Below are 16,034 nucleotides of genomic sequence, written 5' to 3'. Positions count from 1 at the left end.
CTGCAGGGCCGGCGAGCTTCTGCGCGCCCCGTGGCGGACTGCCGGTTGCCGCGCCCTTCCCTTGCCGGTATTGTAGCGTTTGAAGCGTTTCGCGCCCGAGCAACGAAAGAGAACACATGCAAGACAACAGCAAGCTGTCGGTACTGGTGATCGACCCCAATCCAGGCATGCGCAGCAACCTGCAGAACATGCTCAATGCCGCGAGCATCAGCAAGGTCGAGTACGCGATCAATGCTGGCACCGCGATCCGCCAGCTGACGCGCCGCGCCTACGACGTCATCCTCTGCGAATACGACCTTGGCGGCGCCGGCAGCGGCGGCGCCGGCGACGGCCAGGACGGCCAGCAGTTGCTGGAAGACCTGCGCCACCACCGCCTGATCGCGCCCTGGGCCATCTTCATCATGCTGACCTCGGAAGCGGTGCACGGCAAGGTGGTCAGCGCGGCCGAACTCGCGCCCACCGACTACGTGCTGAAACCGTTTACGGCCGAGACCCTGGGCGCACGCATCGCCCGCGCCCTGGAGCGGCGCGCCGTGTTCCTGCCGACCTGGCAGCTGGTGGCGCAGAACAATCTCCGCGAAGCGATCCGCAGCGCCGCCGCGGCCGAGATCACGCATGCGCGCCACGCCCTCGACTTCGCACGCCTGCGCGCCGAACTGCACGTGCAGCTGAAGGAGCATGGCGAGGCCGAGCAGATCTACCGCAAGGTGCTGGCCTTCAAGCCGCTGGGCTGGGCCGGCCTGGGCCTGGCGCGCGCGCAGTTCGCCCAGGGCCGCATCGACGAGGCACGCGAGACCCTGCAGATGCTGATCGCCGCCAAGCCGCAGCTGATGGGCGCCTACGACCTGCTGGCGCGCTGCCACGAGGCGGCCGGCGCCCACGCCCAGGCGCAGAAGATCCTGGAAGAAGCGGTGAATTTGTCGCCGCATCTGGTACGGCGCCTGCGCAAACTCGGCGAAGTGGCGCTCGACGCCGGCGACGCGGCGGCGGCGGAACGCGCGCTCAGGCAGGTGGTGAGCAAGGCGCGCTACTCGGAATTCCGCGACCCCGAAGACCATGTGAAACTGGTCAAGGCCCTGGTGAAGCGCGGCGACGTGCTGCAGGCCACCGGCGTGGTGCGCGACCTGGAACGCTCGCTGCGCGCCAGCCCGGAAACCGACGCCTGCCTGGCGATCGCCAACGCGGCCGTGCACGACGCGGCCGGCAACCGCCCCGCGGCGCTGAACGACTTGCACACGGCGGTGACGGCCGTGCGCGCCAGCAGCGGCCTGTCGCCGGCGCTGCGCCTGGGTCTGGTGCGCTCCTGCCTGGCGCACCGGCTCGACGGCCAGGCGCAGGAGGTGATGATGACGGTGGTGAACGATCCGGCCGCCGGCATGACGACTGCCGGCGCCTTGCAGGTGTTCGCCGACGCCGGCCGCCGCGACCTGGCCGACGGCATGGGCCAGCAACTGAAGGCGCAGGCCCAGATCCTGCTCGGCGTGGCCGACGAGAAGCGCAACATGGGCGACGTGCGCGGCGCGGTCCAGACCCTGCTCGAAGCGCTGCGCATGGCGCCGGGGAATCTGCAGGTGATGATCGCGGTGGCGGGCGGGGTGCTCAGGCAGATCAACGAGCTGGGGTGGGATCACCCGCTGGGGGAGCTGTGCTTCGCGCAGCTGGAGAATATCCGGGCGGTGGATGCCCAGCATCCGAGGCTGGGGCCGTTGACCGACGAGTACATGGCGATGCGGCGCAAGTACGGTATTTCGTCGTAACGCAACGTTCGGCCGCTGATGTCTCCCGTACGGTGGGCACTCCGTGCCCACGCGGTTACGTGCGTCTGCTTTTGCCGTTGGCCGATGAGATCCAATCGGTAGCATCAAGCCCTGCCGCACACCCAATCGCGTTGGCCGGCTTCGTTCAGTGACGCGAGCGACACCTCCCCGCACGTGCCCGCATCATGAACACGTAACCGCGTGGGCACAGCGTGCCCACCGTACGGAATACGCCGATAATTGCTTTACACGCTGCCGTACCCTCCCCCACCCGGCGTCTCGATCACGAACGTGTCGCCCGCCGCCATCTCCACCTTGCCGATGTGCCCCACCCCCTCTACGCTGCCATCCGCGCGCAGCACGCTGTTCACGCCGCGCGCCCCCGGCTCGCCGCCTGCCATGCCAAAGGGCGCATAGACCCGGTTGTTCGACAAGATCGCCGCCGTCATCGGCTCCAGGAAGCGCACCTTCCTCACGCCGCCATTCCCGCCCTGCCAGCGCCCCGCCCCGCCGGAACCGGCACGGATCGCATAGCTCTCCAGCCGCACCGGGAAGCGGAACTCGAGGATTTCCGGATCGGTCAGGCGCGAGTTGGTCATGTTGGTCTGCACCACATCCGTGCCATCGAAGCCCTCGCCCGCCCCGCTGCCGCCGGAAATCGTTTCGTAGTACTGGTACTTTGCGTTCCCGAAGGTGAAGTTGTTCATCGTCCCCTGCGAGGCCGCCATCACGCCCAGCGCGCCATACAGCGCATTCGTGATGCAGGTCGAGGTCTCGACGTTCCCCGACACCACCGAAGCCGGATAGTGGGGATTGAGCATCGAGCCCGGCGGAATGATCACCCGCAAAGGTTTCAGGCAGCCGCCGTTCAGCGGTATCTCGTCCTCGACCAGGGTGCGGAACACGTACAGCACCGCTGCCATGCACACCGCCGAGGGCGCATTGAAGTTGTTGTCCAGCTGGGCCGAGGTGCCGGTGAAATCGATCTCGGCGCCCCGTGCCGCGCGGTCGACGCGGATCGCCACGTCGATGTGGGCGCCGTTGTCCAGCTCCACCGTGAACGCCCCGTCCTTCAGCGCCCCGATCACGCGCCGCACGGCTTCCTCGGCGTTGTCCTGCACGTGGCCCATGTAGGCGCGCACCACGTCCAGCCCGAAGTGCGCCACCATGCGGTGCAGTTCCTCGACGCCCTTCTGGTTCGCCGCCACCTGGGCGCGCAGATCGGCCATGTTCTGGTCCGGGTTGCGCGCCGGGTAGCGCGCCCCGAGCAGCAAGGCGCGCGCCTCTGCCTCGCGCAGCACGCCGTCAGCGCCGTCGACCAGCTTGAAGTTGTTGATCAGGACACCCTCCTGCTCGATGTGGTGCGAGTCCGGCGGCATCGAGCCCGGCGTGGTGCCGCCGATGTCCGCATGGTGGCCGCGTGAGCCGACATAGAACAGGATCTCCCGGCCCGCTTCGTCGAACACCGGCGAGATCACCGTCACGTCCGGCAAATGGGTGCCGCCGTTGTACGGGTCGTTCAGCACGTATACGTCGCCGGCGCGCATGCGGCCGGCATTCTCGCGCATCACGGTCTTGATCGATTCGCCCATCGAACCCAGGTGCACCGGCATGTGCGGCGCGTTCGCCACCAGGTTGCCGTCGGCGTCGAAGATGGCGCAGCTGAAGTCGAGGCGCTCCTTGATGTTCACCGAATAGGCCGTGTTCTGCAGGCGCAGGCCCATCTGCTCGGCGATCGACATGAACAGGTTGTTGAAGATTTCGAGCATCACCGGGTCGGCCGTGGTGCCGATCGCGCGCCGCTCCGGCAGCGCCTCCACCCGCTTCAGCACGAGGTGGTTGTAAGGCGTGACTTCGGCCTGCCAGCCAGCCTCCACGATCGTGGTGGCATTGTTCTCGGCGACGATGGCCGGACCCTTGATCGTGTCGCCCGGCTTGACGTCGGCGCGGCGGTAGATACCGGTCTCACGCCATTCGCCATTGCCGAACATGCGCACCTGTTCCGATGGCGCCGGGGTGCCGGCACGCGGGCTGCTGTCGGTGATGGTCTCGGGCGGCGCTTCGGAGCGGCCCAGCGCCTCCACCGACACCGCTTCGACCACCAGCGCGCGCGACGGCATCAGGAAGGAGAAGCGCCGTTTATAGGCTGTCTCGAACTGCGCCTGCATGGCCGCGTTCGAGCCGAAGTCCACCACCAGCGCCGAGTCCGTGCCCTCGTAGCGCAGGTGCACGCGCCGGATGACGTCGATGCGCTCGGCGCCCACGCCCTGCCCCAGCAACTCGCCGCGCGCGGCCTCGGCCAGCGCGTCCAGGCGTGCCGCCAGCGCCCCTTCCCCGGCCGCGCCCAGCTTTTCCTCGACTGCCTGCTCGCGCATCGCGCTCTGGTCGGCGAGGCCCATGCCGTAGGCCGACAGCACGCCGGCCAGGCTGTGGATGAAGACCGTCTTCATGCCCAGTGCATCGGCCACCAGGCAGGCGTGCTGGCCGCCGGCGCCGCCGAAGCTGGTCAGCGCGTATTCGGTCACGTCGTGCCCGCGCTGCACCGAGATCTGCTTGATCGCGTTGGCCATGTTCCCGACCGCGATCTGGATGAAGCCTTCGGCTACCTGCTCGGGCGTGCGCCGGTCGCCGGTGGCGTCGAAGATCTGCCCGGCCATCTCGGCGAAGCGGGCACGCACGACGTCGACGTCGAGCGCTTCGTCGGCATTCGGGCCGAACAGCTTCGGGAAGTGCGCCGGCTGGATCTTCCCGAGCATGACGTTGCAGTCGGTGACCGCCAGCGGCCCGCCGCGCCGGTAGCTGGCCGGGCCGGGATTCGCGCCGGCGCTGTCGGGGCCGACGCGGTAGCGGCTGCCGTCGAAGTGCAGGATCGAGCCGCCGCCGGCGGCCACCGTGTGGATGCTCATCATCGGCGCGCGCATGCGCACGCCGGCGACCTGGGTCTCGAACACGCGTTCAAACTCGCCGGCGTAATGCGAGACGTCGGTCGAGGTGCCGCCCATGTCGAAGCCGATGATCTTCTCGAAGCCGGCCAGGCGGCTGGCGCGCACCATGCCGACGATGCCGCCGGCCGGGCCGGACAGGATGCTGTCCTTGCCCTGGAAGGCGCGCGCATCGGTCAGGCCGCCGTTCGACTGCATGAACTGGAGGTTCACGCCCGGCAGCTCGGACGCGACCTGGTCGACGTAGCGGCGCAGGATCGGCGACAGGTAGGCGTCGACCACGGTGGTGTCGCCACGCGCGACCAGCTTCATCATCGGACTGGTTTCGTGCGAGGTGGAGACCTGCGTGAAGCCGATCTCGCGTGCGATGCGCGCTATCGCGGCCTCGTGCGCCGTGTAGCGGTAGCCGTGCATGAAGACGATCGCCAGTGCGCGCAGGCCGCGGTCGTAGGCCTGCTGCAGGCCGGCGCGGGCCGCCACTTCGTCCAGCGGCTGCACGACTTCGCCATGCGCACCCATGCGCTCGTCGATCTCGACCACCTGGGCGTAGAGCAGTTCGGGCAGCACGATGTGGCGGTCGAACAGGCGCGGGCGGTTCTGGTAGGCGATGCGCAGCGCGTCGCGAAAACCGCGCGTGATCGCCAGCGCGGTCGGCTCGCCCTTGCGCTCCAGCAGCGCGTTGGTCGCGACCGTGGTGCCCATCTTCACCGCCTCGACCCGGGCCGCGGGCAGCGGGTCGCCGGCGGCCACGCCGAGCAGGTGGCGGATGCCGGCCACCGCCGCGTCGCGGTACTGTTCCGGATTCTCGGACAGGAGTTTGTGCGTCACCAGCTGCCCATCCGGGCGGCGTGCCACGATGTCGGTGAATGTGCCGCCGCGGTCGATCCAGAACTGCCAGTCCATGCGTCTCTCCAGGTTGTGTTTTCCCTATTGTAGCCGCCGTCGCGCCAGGATCAGGCACAATGCGGGCAACGACATTCGAGAGAAGACTTATGGATAGCAAGCTTGACAGCGGCACGCTGTACACCGTCGCCCAGATCCGCGCGGTCGAGGAAGCGGCGATGCAGGAACTGGAAACCGGCACGCTGATGCGCCGTGCCGGCCGCGCCGCCTCCGACCTCGCGCTGCAACTCGTGGGCGACGCCCGCACCCGTCCGGTGCTGGTGCTGGCCGGCCCCGGCAACAATGGCGGCGACGCCCTGGAACTGGCCGCCAACCTGAGCGAGGACGGCCTCGACGTGGTGGTGCTCTACTTCGCCCCCACCGGCCAGCCCTCGCCCGAATCCGCGCAGGCCCTGGCCCGCGCCCGCGCCAGCCGCGCCAACTTTGCCGACGTCGCGCCCGATACGCGCGACTGGGCGCTGGTGGTCGACGGCCTGTTCGGCATCGGCCTGGCACGCAACCTGGTGGGGCGCTACCCGGAACTGGTCACTGCATTGTCCGACGTGCGCTGCCCGGTGCTGGCGCTGGACGTGCCGAGCGGCCTGGATGCCGACACCGGCGTGCCGGTGGGTGAAGGCGGCGTCGCTGTGCGCGCCAGCCACACCATCACCTTCATCGGCGACAAGCCCGGCCTGCACACCGCCTGCGGGCGCGACCACGCGGGCCAGGTACTGGTGGCCGGCCTCGGCATCGCGCCCGAACTGTACCCGCCGGCGGCAGCGCTGGTCGCCGCGCCTTCCCTGTTCGCGGCCCAGCTGGCGCCGCGCCGACAGAACACGCACAAGGGCAGCTTCGGCGACGTGGCGATCGTCGGCGGCGCGCACGGCATGCTCGGCGCCGCCGTGCTGGCCGGGCGCGGCGCCCTGCATGCCGGCGCGGGACGCGTGTTCGTGGCCACGGTCGACGTCGGGCCGGGCTACAACAGCATGCAGCCGGAACTGATGTTCCGCACCACGCACGACTTCGATACCGAGGGCCGGACCCTGGTGCTGGGGCCGGGCATGGGCGACGCGCTGGAGGCGATGCGGGTGCTCGGGCACGGGATCGATGCGACCGCGCCGGTGGTGATCGACGCCGATGGCTTGAACCTGGTATCGAGCAGCACCGACCTGCAGGCGCGTGTGGCCCGGCGCGTAGGCGCGACCGTGATCACGCCGCATCCGCTGGAGGCGGCGCGGCTGCTGGGCGTGTCGGCAGGCGAGGTGCAGGCCGACCGCCTGGGCGCGGCGCGCACGCTGGCGAAGCGTTTGAATGCGGTCGTGGTGCTGAAGGGATCGGGCAGCGTGCTGGCGGGCCCGGATGGAGCGCTGGCGGTCAATCCGACCGGGAACCCGGGTCTGGCGACCGGCGGCACCGGCGACGTGCTGGCGGGCGTCGTGGGTGCGCTGCTGGCACAAGGCTGGCCGGCGTGGGAAGCGGCCGTGGGTGCGGTGTGGATGCACGGCGCGGCGGCGGACCATCTGGTGGCCGATGGCTACGGGCCGATCGGCTTGACGGCCGGCGAGCTGCCGGCCGCGATCAGGAAGGTATTAAACGGCCTGGTGACACGCTAGGTTTGCAGGGTGGGCCGGGCCGCGCCAGGCCGCGCCGCGCCAGGCACGCGTGCCGACGCGGCCGTACTGCGGCATCCCCCACTGTTACCGGGATGCCAGGCTGTTGTAGGGTGGACTCCCGAGTCCACGCTGTCGTACCGTGGCGCACCGCAACTTGACCGGAACGCCCACGGTTGAGACAGCGTGGACACAGGTGTCCACCCTACGAAACCTTACGCCAGGCGCCCCGCCGCAATGGTCAAGGTCCGCCCGCAGCGCGCCGCCATCGCCGGATCGTGCGTGACGAGCACCAGCGTCGACCCACGCTCGCGATTGAGCTCGAACATCAGCTGGATCACCGCTTCCCCCGTCGCCGCATCCAGGCTGCCGGTCGGCTCGTCCGCGAACAGCAGCGGTGGCTCGGTGACGAAGGCACGCGCCAGGGCCACGCGCTGCTGCTCCCCGCCCGACAAATACTTCGGATAATGCTTCAGCCGACTCGACAGGCCCACGCGCCCCAGCATCGCCTCCGCCTTCTCGCGCGCGTTGTCGTCGCCGCGCAGTTCCAGCGGCAGCATCACGTTTTCCAGCGCATTCAAATGCGCCAGCAACTGGAACGACTGGAACACGAAGCCCAGCTTGGCCTTGCGGAACGCAGCGCGCCCATCTTCATCGAGCGCGAAGATGTCGGTGCCGTCGAGCAGCACCTTGCCGCTGCTCGGCGTGTCCAGGCCGGCCAGCAGGCCGAGCAAGGTCGACTTGCCCGAGCCCGATGCGCCGACGAGCGCGAGCGTCTCGGCCGCTCCCACGGTAAAATCGATGCCGTGCAGGATGGTGAGTTCGCCGCTGGCGTCCGCCACCCGCTTGGACAACCCGGTCACCTCGATGGCGGCCGGTCGCCCCGCTGCGGCGGATACGTCATTTTTGAAAGCCTCGGGATTATCACGCATGCTTGCTCGTCTCAAGAAATTGTCTGTCGGTTTGCTCATGCTGGCTGCATCAGCGAGCGCTTATTCTGCACCAAAAACCGTGCTGGTGGTGGGCGATAGCCTGTCGGCCGAATATGGCCTGACGCGCGGCGCGGGCTGGGTCGCCCTGCTCGAACAAAAACTGAAGGCCGAAAAGATCGACGCGCGCATCGTCAACGCCAGCATCAGCGGCGAGACCACCAGCGGCGGACGGGCCCGCCTGCCGGCCCTTCTTACCGCCCACAAGCCGCAGATCGTGGTCATCGAGCTGGGCGCCAACGATGGCCTGCGCGGCCTGCCGGTGGCCTCGGCCGAGGCCAACCTGCGCCAGATGGTCACGCTCTCGCAAAAGCAGGATGCCAAGGTCATGCTGATCGGCATGCGCATGCCGCCAAACTATGGCCGCGCCTACACGGAGCGCTTCTTCGGCATGTACGGCGCGCTCTCGAAAGACTTGAAGGCGCCGCTGGTTCCCTTCATGCTCGAAGGCGTGGCCGACAAGCCGGCGCTGTTCCAGGCCGACCGCCTGCACCCGAACGCCCAGGCCCACCCCATCATCCTGAAGAACATCTGGCCGACCTTCTCCAGCCTGATCCGACAACAATAACCGGAACCCGTTCCCCGACAATGAAATACCCCGCCGTACTGCCCTTCGCCGACATCCTGCCCGAACTCGACAGCTTCGATACCATCATCGACGCCCGCAGCGAAGGCGAGTTCGCGCTCGACCACATTCCGGGCGCGATCAATTGCCCGGTGCTAAACAACGAAGAGCGCATCCGGGTCGGCACGCTATACAAGCAGGTCGGCTCGTTCGAGGCGAAGAAGCTCGGCGCGCCGATCGTGGCGGCCAACATCGCTCGCCATATCGAGCAACTGTTTGCCGACAAGCCCCGCGAATGGAAGCCCCTGGTGTATTGCTGGCGCGGCGGCAACCGCAGCGGCTCGATGGCGCACATCCTGGCCAGGATCGGCTGGCCGGTGGTGCAGCTGGAAGGCGGCTACAAGGCGTACCGGGCCCAGGTGAGCACGGCGCTGGAGAATCCGCCGCAGGTGGATTTCCGCGTGATCTGCGGCACCACCGGCAGCGGCAAGAGCCGCCTGCTGGAGACCCTGGAGCGCGTCGGCGCCCAGGTGCTGGACCTGGAACGCCTGGCGGCCCACCGCGGCTCGGTGCTCGGCCACCTGCCGCACGAACCGCAGCCGACCCAGAAAATGTTCGAAAGTCAGATCTGGGACAAACTGCGTCACTTCGACCCGAACCAACCGGTGTTCGTCGAGTCTGAAAGCAAGAAGGTCGGCAACCTGCGCGTGCCCGACGCGGTGATGGCCCGCATGCGTGCCTCGCCCTGCATCGCAGTGCATTTGTCGCGCCCGAACCGGGTGCGGCTGCTGATGGAAGACTACGAACATTTTGCACAGGATGCCGGTGCGCTGAACGGGCAGCTCGAGCACCTGGTGCAATTGCACGGGCGGGCGAAGATCGACGCCTGGCATGCGATGGCGAATGCGGGGGCCATGCCGGAACTGGTCGATCAATTGCTGGTGGAGCACTACGATCCGGCCTACCTGCGCTCGATCGACCGCAACTTTACGGAGTATACGAAGGCGCAGGTGCTGGAGCTGGCGGATATTGCGCCGGAAGATTTCGTGCGTGCGGCGAGGAGTCTGCACGCGGGGTAATGGCGGCTTGCAGCGTCATGATGGCTGCGGCGTGCAGCTTGATTGTGGCCCGCGACGTGATGGCAGCTGCGGCGCGATTGTGGCCTGCGTATTCATTATGTCCTGCGGCGACTGATTGTCGCCTGCAGCTTGATTGTGGCCTGCGCTTGATGCGTCTGCGGCTTGATTATGGCCTGTGACCTCAACCGTACGGTGGGCACTCTGTGCCCACGCGGCTACGTGCCGATCCTCTGGCCCACGACGGTGACTGTTCGCTCCGGAACGCCGACCGGAATGATGGGCTAACGAATTTCTTTTTGAACGTTTGTCATTGCGCGGCGTGGAGCGCATCTCTCCGGGCCAACACCTCTCATGCTTCCGCGTGGGCACGGGGTGCCCACCCTACGGTTGGCACTGTCACGATCTCTGCCACCAACGATACGCCAGACGTAAAAAAACCCGGCTGCTCGCACAGCCGGGTTTTTTATTTACATCTGAAGCAACTTACTCAGCCTGCTCCGCCGGCTTGGCGGCACCGACATTCACCTTGGCCTTGTTCTTGACCTTGATCGCCTCGACGAAGTTGTACAGCTCGGCCTGGCCAACGAGGCCGCCGATCTGCTGGGCTTCCTGGTTGCGGCGGGTGGTATCCACCTGGGCCGGCTGCGCTACCTTGCCGATGCGGTACACGCCATAGCCCACGCCCGGCACGTCCACGCCCACATAGGCTGGCAGCTTGGTCACGTCGGCCTTGAACACGGCCAGTGCGCCGGCAGGGTTCACGGTCGGCTCCTTGGTGCGCGACAGGACTTTCACCTCGCCGAAGCCGGTGGCGTCGCCCGATGCCTTGGCGGCGGCCAGCTTGGCTTCGCCGGCCTGGCGTGCCAGGCGCAGCGCTTCTTCCTGCGTCACGCGCTGGCGGATCGCCGCTTCGACTTCGGCCAGCGGACGCTTGGTGGCCGGCTTGAACTCGACCACGCGGCCGGCGACCAGGGTCGCAGGCGCCACTTCCACGGCTTCGGTGTTGCGCTTGTTCTTGATCGACTCGTTCGAGAACAGGGCGGTCAGGAATTTGTCGTTGTTGTAAGGCGCCGTGCCCAGCGCCGGGTTCGCCTTGCGGCCGAGGCCCTCGACGGTCTGGATCTGCAGGCCCAGCTTGTCGGCGGCCGGCTTCAGGCTGTCCGATTGCTCGTAGACGATGTCGTTGAAGCTTTCCGCCAGTTCCGAGTATTTCTTCGACAGCGCCGACTTCTTCAGCTCGTCGCTGATGTCAGCACGGGCGGCATCCAGCGGCTTCTGCACCGACGGCTTGACCGAGGTCACCTTGATGATGTGGTAGCCGAATTCCGAGGCCACGATGCCGCTGACTTCGCCATCCTTGAGCTTGAAGACGGTCTCTTCGATTTCCTTGACCGGATAGTTGCCCTTCTCGATCGCACCCAGGTCGCCGCCTTGCGCCGCCGAATCGGTGTCCTGCGACTGGGTCTTGGCGATGGCCGCGAACTCGGCCGGGTTCTTGCGCACTTCGGCCAGCACCGCTTCGGCCTTGGCCTTGGCGGTGGCTTCGTCGGCCGGCTTGGCGTCGCGCGCCTTGTTGATCAGGATATGGCTGGCGGTACGCTGTTCCGGCGTCACGAAACGCTTCTGGTTGGCGTTGTAGAAGGCGGTGACGTCGGCGTCGCTGACCTTCACCTGGCTTTCGACGGCGGCTGCGTCGAGCACGATGTACTCGGCTTTCACCTGCTCCGGAATCTGGAACAGGTTGGCGTTCTTGTCATAGAAGGCCTTGACCATTTCGTCGGTGACTTTGACTTGCGGCAGGTAGTTCGCGATCGGGAACAACAGTTCCTGGACTTCGCGTTCCTGGTCGTTGATGTCGGAAATGCGGCTGGCCACCGAGCGCGGGGCGAAGGCGGTGCTCTGGATCGAACCGGCCAGTTGCTGGATCGCCATGTCGCGGCGCATGCGCGCGTCGAACATGTCCGGGGTCATGCCCTGGGCGGCCAGCGCGGCCTTGTACTGGTCCATGTCGAAGCTGCCGTCCGGCTTCTTGAAGCCGGGCAGGCTCTGGATCGCGCCGACCAGCGCCTGGTCGCCCACCGTGAGGTGACTGCGTGCGATTTCCGCGTTGACGGCGCGTTCGGCCACCAGGTTGTTCAGCACTTCGCGCTTGGCTTCCGGGGTGTCGAACATCTTCTGGTCGAATTGCGGACCCATCTGCTGGCGGGCCTGGTCGATCTGGCGGCGCTGGGCATCGTCCCATTCCTGCTGGGTGATGGTGCGGCCGTCGACGGTGGCGACGCCGGCGGCGCTGTCGCCGCGGCTCTGGTAGCTGTCGACACCGACGAGAACGAAGGACGGAACGATGATCAGGCCGAGCACGCCGTACATCACGCGTTTGTTGTTACGTACAAAATCAAACATGGTCACCAATCACTCAGGAAATGGCCTAAAAGCACAGTTAAAAAAAAAGGCGAACTCGCGTTCGCCTCTTCTTATTGAGGCGCCTTTTCGTGGCGCCCCGGTACTACTGCATCTGGCGGAGCGGACGGGGCTCGAACCCGCGACCCCCGGCGTGACAGGCCGGTATTCTAACCAACTGAACTACCGCTCCAGAATCTGTGTATGGTGAGTGGCGGAGCGGACGGGGCTCGAACCCGCGACCCCCGGCGTGACAGGCCGGTATTCTAACCAACTGAACTACCGCTCCACTTCACATACTAGGTACTGCATACCAGGCCGCAGAAAGCAGAGAGGCCAAAGCTTCCCACTTTGCGAGACACACAGTCTCGCTTTACCGCCTGGTGTTCTCTGCATGTCGCTGCAGAGAAGGCATTAGTTTACAGCATCTTTTAGCGCTTTACCAGCCTTAAATTTCGGAACCTTTGCAGCTTTAATCTTGATCGGTTCCTTGGTGCGCGGATCGCGGCCGGTACGCGCCGCGCGCTCGCCCACGCTGAAGGTGCCGAAGCCGACCAGCGTCACGCTGTCGTTCTTCTTCAGGGTCGCGGTCACCGCTTCGATCATGGCGTCGAGTGCGCGCGTTGCCGAGGCCTTGGTAATGTCCGCGGATTTCGCGATTTCTTCGATCAGTTCAGTCTTGTTCACTCTATTCCCTCTTGTACGTTCTGACGCGGCGGCGCTGCGCCTTCCTGCAAAAAACTGCAAGCGCGTATTAAACAAGGGGGATTTGCTTCTGTCAAGCAACACGTATGGCGGGCGACGTGGCTGGAATTGGGGGATGCATGGCGATGGGCGGCATTGAAATCGCGGCATGCATGGCCACGGACGGGCTTGAAATCGCGATACGCATGGCCGCCGGCGTATTTGGAATCGCGAACGTAGGGTGGGCACCCCGTGCCCACGCGGAACGGTGATCATTGTTGGCGGATCAAATGGCGCATTGTTAGCGCCGAGAGTACTGCATGCGTTTCGAGCGAAGTCTTGAAGCAGCGGACTGCGAACGAGCACGTACCGCGTGGGCACGGGGTGCCCACCGTACGGGAGGCCATCCGGCCCAAAACGTGACGCCGGTTAGCAAAGAACACGACGCGAACCGGCAAAAAAAAGAGGCGCCACCTGGGCGCCTCTTCATTTACTGCGATCTACCAGCGATCAGTGCTTCACCACATCGCCCTGCCCTTCGGTCGAGCTCGACGGAGTGACCGACACCGCCGGCACGTCGGCCAAGGCTTCCGGCTGGCGTTCCAGCGCGATTTCCAGGACCTTCTCGATCCAGCGCACCGGCACGATCTCGAGCTTGTTCTTGACGTTGTCCGGAATCTCGGCCAGGTCCTTCACGTTCTGCTCGGGGATCAACACCGTCTTGATGCCGCCGCGATGCGCCGCCAGCAGCTTTTCTTTCAGGCCGCCAATCGGCAGGACTTCGCCGCGCAGCGTGATCTCGCCCGTCATCGCCACGTCGGCGCGGACCGGGATGCCGGTGAAGATCGACACCAGCGCGGTGGTCATCGCGATACCGGCGGACGGACCGTCCTTCGGCGTCGCGCCTTCCGGCACGTGGATGTGGATGTCGCTCTTCTCGAACACCTCGTTCTTGATACCGAGACGCTGGGCACGCGAACGCACCACGGTGCGGGCCGCTTCGATCGACTCCTTCATCACGTCGCCCAGGGTACCGGTGCGGATGATGGCGCCCTTGCCGGGCACGTTCACGGCTTCGATGGTCAGCAGGTCGCCGCCGACTTCGGTCCAGGCCAGGCCGACCACCTGGCCGATCTGGTTTTCCTTCTCGGCCACGCCGAAATCGTAGCGGCGCACGCCCAGGAACTTGTCCAGGTTCTTGGCGTTGACGATGATGGCCTTGTCGCCTTTTTTGAGCAGCAGCATCTTGACGACCTTGCGGCAGATCTTCGAGATTTCACGCTCGAGCGAACGGACGCCGGCTTCGCGGGTGTAGTAGCGGATGATGTCGCGGATTGCCGACTCTTCCACCTTGATCTCGCCGTCGCGCAGGCCGTTGGCCTTGACCTGCTTCGGCAGCAGGTAGCGCTGGGCGATATTGGTCTTCTCGTCCTCGGTGTAACCCGACAGGCGGATGACTTCCATCCGGTCCAGCAGCGCCGGCGGGATGTTGAACGAGTTCGAGGTCGCCACGAACATCACATCCGACAAGTCGAAGTCGACTTCCAGGTAGTGGTCCGAGAAGGTGTGGTTCTGTTCCGGATCCAGCACTTCCAGCAGGGCCGACGACGGGTCGCCGCGGAAATCCGCACCCATCTTGTCGATCTCATCTAACAAGAATAACGGATTCCGCACGCCGACTTTCGCCAGCGACTGCAGCACCTTGCCCGGCATCGAGCCGATGTAGGTACGGCGGTGACCGCGGATCTCGGCTTCGTCGCGCACGCCGCCCAGGGCCATGCGCACGAACTTGCGGTTCGTGGCGCGGGCAATCGACTGGCCCAGCGAGGTTTTACCCACGCCCGGAGGACCGACGAAGCACAGGATCGGCGCTTTGAGCTTGTCAACGCGCTGTTGCACCGCGAGGTACTCGAGGATACGTTCCTTGATCTTGTCGAGGCCATAGTGCTCGGCTTCCAGCACTTTCTCGGCGTTTTCCAGGTCGTTGGCGACCTTGGATTTCTTTTTCCACGGCAGCGACACCAGGGTGTCGATGTAGTTGCGCACGACGGTGGCTTCGGCCGACATCGGCGACATCAGTTTCAGCTTCTTGATCTCGGCGGTGGCTTTGTCCAGCGCTTCCTTCGGCATCTTGGCGGCGATGACTTTCTTCTCGAGCTCGTCGATGTCGGCGCCGTCTTCGCCCTCACCCAGTTCCTTCTGGATGGCTTTTACTTGCTCATTCAGGTAGTACTCGCGCTGCGATTTTTCCATCTGGCGCTTCACGCGGCCGCGGATGCGCTTCTCGACTTGCAGGATGTCGAGTTCGCCTTCCAGCTGGCCGAGCAGGTGCTCGAGGCGCTTGGCGACGTTGAAGATTTCCAGGATGACCTGCTTCTGCTCGAGTTTCAGCGGCAGGTGCGCGGCAACGGTGTCGGCCAGGCGGCCGGCGTCGTCGATACCGGCCAGGGACGCGAGGATCTCGGGCGGGATTTTCTTGTTCAGTTTGACGTACTGGTCGAACTGCTGGACGATGGCGCGGCGCATGGCTTCGACTTCGGAGTCGTCGCCGATTTCCGAACGCACAGGGGTCAGCTCGGCCACGAAGTGGGTCGGGGCGTCGGTGATGTGATCGATACGGGCACGCTGCGCGCCTTCGACCAGCACCTTCACGGTGCCGTCAGGCAGCTTCAGCATTTGCAGGATGTTCGCGACGCAGCCGATCTCGTAGATGTCCGCGGCGGAAGGTTCGTCTTTGGCAGCAGCCTTTTGGGCGGCGAGCATGATGCTCTTGCCCTGCTCCATCGCAGCTTCCAGGGCTTTGATCGATTTCGGGCGGCCAACGAACAGTGGTATCACCATATGGGGAAACACGACCACGTCGCGCAACGGCAGGAGGGGCAGCGTCGTTTGCTCGGTTAATTTCGAAGTTGTCATGGCATACCTTATAAAAAGCGTGTAGACGATGTTGGGCGCACACGGTGAAAACACAAGACCGGCAATCGAATATTTCTTGAAATAAAAAAGACATTCAAGAAAAAGAGACTTGCCGTTCCAATAAATGCCCGTGTTTCAAATAAAAAAGCCACTGCACGGCACGCGGCCGAGAGTGGCTTTTCGATTGAAGCCGGATGCTTTTATTGAGGT

General features: G+C 65.6%; 9 protein-coding genes and 2 tRNA genes. 4 read left to right on the top strand and 7 right to left on the bottom strand.

Annotation, left to right across the window (positions count from 1 at the left end):
- Positions 1–116: 116 nt before the first annotated feature.
- Positions 117–1,757 (top strand): tetratricopeptide repeat protein, encoded by a 1,641-nt coding sequence (locus tag LK540_RS03170; protein ID WP_229435573.1) that lies wholly within the window; start codon positions 117–119, stop codon positions 1,755–1,757.
- A gap of 245 nt (positions 1,758–2,002) precedes the next feature.
- Here LK540_RS03170 and LK540_RS03165 read toward each other — a convergent pair whose 3' ends face one another.
- On the bottom strand, positions 2,003–5,602 hold the full coding sequence (locus tag LK540_RS03165; RefSeq protein WP_229435572.1) for a hydantoinase B/oxoprolinase family protein: 3,600 nt from the start codon (positions 5,600–5,602) through the stop codon (positions 2,003–2,005).
- 89 nt (positions 5,603–5,691) lie between these two features.
- Between LK540_RS03165 and LK540_RS03160 the strand changes: the two genes are divergently transcribed.
- Complete coding sequence (locus LK540_RS03160; RefSeq protein WP_229435571.1) at positions 5,692–7,194, top strand: NAD(P)H-hydrate dehydratase; 1,503 nt, start codon at positions 5,692–5,694, stop codon at positions 7,192–7,194.
- A gap of 212 nt (positions 7,195–7,406) precedes the next feature.
- Here LK540_RS03160 and LK540_RS03155 read toward each other — a convergent pair whose 3' ends face one another.
- Positions 7,407–8,123, bottom strand: a complete 717-nt coding sequence (locus LK540_RS03155) for an ABC transporter ATP-binding protein (protein ID WP_229435570.1) — start codon at positions 8,121–8,123, stop codon at positions 7,407–7,409.
- A 37-nt stretch (positions 8,124–8,160) separates the two neighbouring features.
- Between LK540_RS03155 and LK540_RS03150 the strand changes: the two genes are divergently transcribed.
- Together LK540_RS03150 and mnmH are read left to right on the top strand one after the other, a co-directional pair.
- The gene (locus tag LK540_RS03150; protein ID WP_307729145.1) at positions 8,161–8,748 is read left to right on the top strand and encodes an arylesterase; all 588 of its coding nucleotides are present in this window, start codon (positions 8,161–8,163) and stop codon (positions 8,746–8,748) included.
- 20 nt (positions 8,749–8,768) lie between these two features.
- Positions 8,769–9,824, top strand: a complete 1,056-nt coding sequence (mnmH, locus tag LK540_RS03145) for a tRNA 2-selenouridine(34) synthase MnmH (RefSeq protein ID WP_229435568.1) — start codon at positions 8,769–8,771, stop codon at positions 9,822–9,824.
- 483 nt (positions 9,825–10,307) lie between these two features.
- Here the strand turns inward: mnmH and LK540_RS03140 are convergent, their stop codons facing one another.
- From LK540_RS03140 to lon, 5 genes are all read right to left on the bottom strand, one after another.
- Positions 10,308–12,227: a SurA N-terminal domain-containing protein gene (locus LK540_RS03140; RefSeq protein ID WP_229435567.1), complete on the bottom strand. Its 1,920-nt coding sequence runs from the start codon at positions 12,225–12,227 to the stop codon at positions 10,308–10,310.
- A 113-nt stretch (positions 12,228–12,340) separates the two neighbouring features.
- Positions 12,341–12,417, bottom strand: a tRNA-Asp gene (locus tag LK540_RS03135).
- Between the two features lie 19 nt (positions 12,418–12,436).
- Positions 12,437–12,513: transfer RNA gene (locus LK540_RS03130), tRNA-Asp, on the bottom strand.
- A gap of 125 nt (positions 12,514–12,638) precedes the next feature.
- Positions 12,639–12,911: an HU family DNA-binding protein gene (locus LK540_RS03125; protein ID WP_229435566.1), complete on the bottom strand. Its 273-nt coding sequence runs from the start codon at positions 12,909–12,911 to the stop codon at positions 12,639–12,641.
- A 507-nt stretch (positions 12,912–13,418) separates the two neighbouring features.
- Complete coding sequence (gene lon / locus LK540_RS03120) at positions 13,419–15,824, bottom strand: endopeptidase La (protein WP_229435565.1); 2,406 nt, start codon at positions 15,822–15,824, stop codon at positions 13,419–13,421.
- Positions 15,825–16,034 lie beyond the last annotated feature (210 nt).

The organism is Massilia sp. IC2-278 (assembly GCF_020708045.1).
Classification (GTDB): domain Bacteria; phylum Pseudomonadota; class Gammaproteobacteria; order Burkholderiales; family Burkholderiaceae_D; genus Telluria.
The sequence above is the reverse complement of the archived record's forward strand: the minus strand, read 5'-3'. Positions and strand labels throughout refer to the sequence as shown.

What these genes read in the sequence shown, in the direction of transcription:
- LK540_RS03155 (WP_229435570.1), bottom strand. Translation starts at nt 8,123, where the DNA reads ATGCGTGATAATCCCGAGGCTTTCAAAAATGACGTATCCGCCGCAGCG.
- LK540_RS03170 (WP_229435573.1), top strand. Translation starts at nt 117, where the DNA reads ATGCAAGACAACAGCAAGCTGTCGGTACTGGTGATCGACCCCAATCCA.
- LK540_RS03160 (WP_229435571.1), top strand. Translation starts at nt 5,692, where the DNA reads ATGGATAGCAAGCTTGACAGCGGCACGCTGTACACCGTCGCCCAGATC.
- mnmH (WP_229435568.1), top strand. Translation starts at nt 8,769, where the DNA reads ATGAAATACCCCGCCGTACTGCCCTTCGCCGACATCCTGCCCGAACTC.
- LK540_RS03165 (WP_229435572.1), bottom strand. Translation starts at nt 5,602, where the DNA reads ATGGACTGGCAGTTCTGGATCGACCGCGGCGGCACATTCACCGACATC.
- LK540_RS03150 (WP_307729145.1), top strand. Translation starts at nt 8,161, where the DNA reads ATGCTGGCTGCATCAGCGAGCGCTTATTCTGCACCAAAAACCGTGCTG.
- LK540_RS03140 (WP_229435567.1), bottom strand. Translation starts at nt 12,227, where the DNA reads ATGTTTGATTTTGTACGTAACAACAAACGCGTGATGTACGGCGTGCTC.
- lon (WP_229435565.1), bottom strand. Translation starts at nt 15,824, where the DNA reads ATGACAACTTCGAAATTAACCGAGCAAACGACGCTGCCCCTCCTGCCG.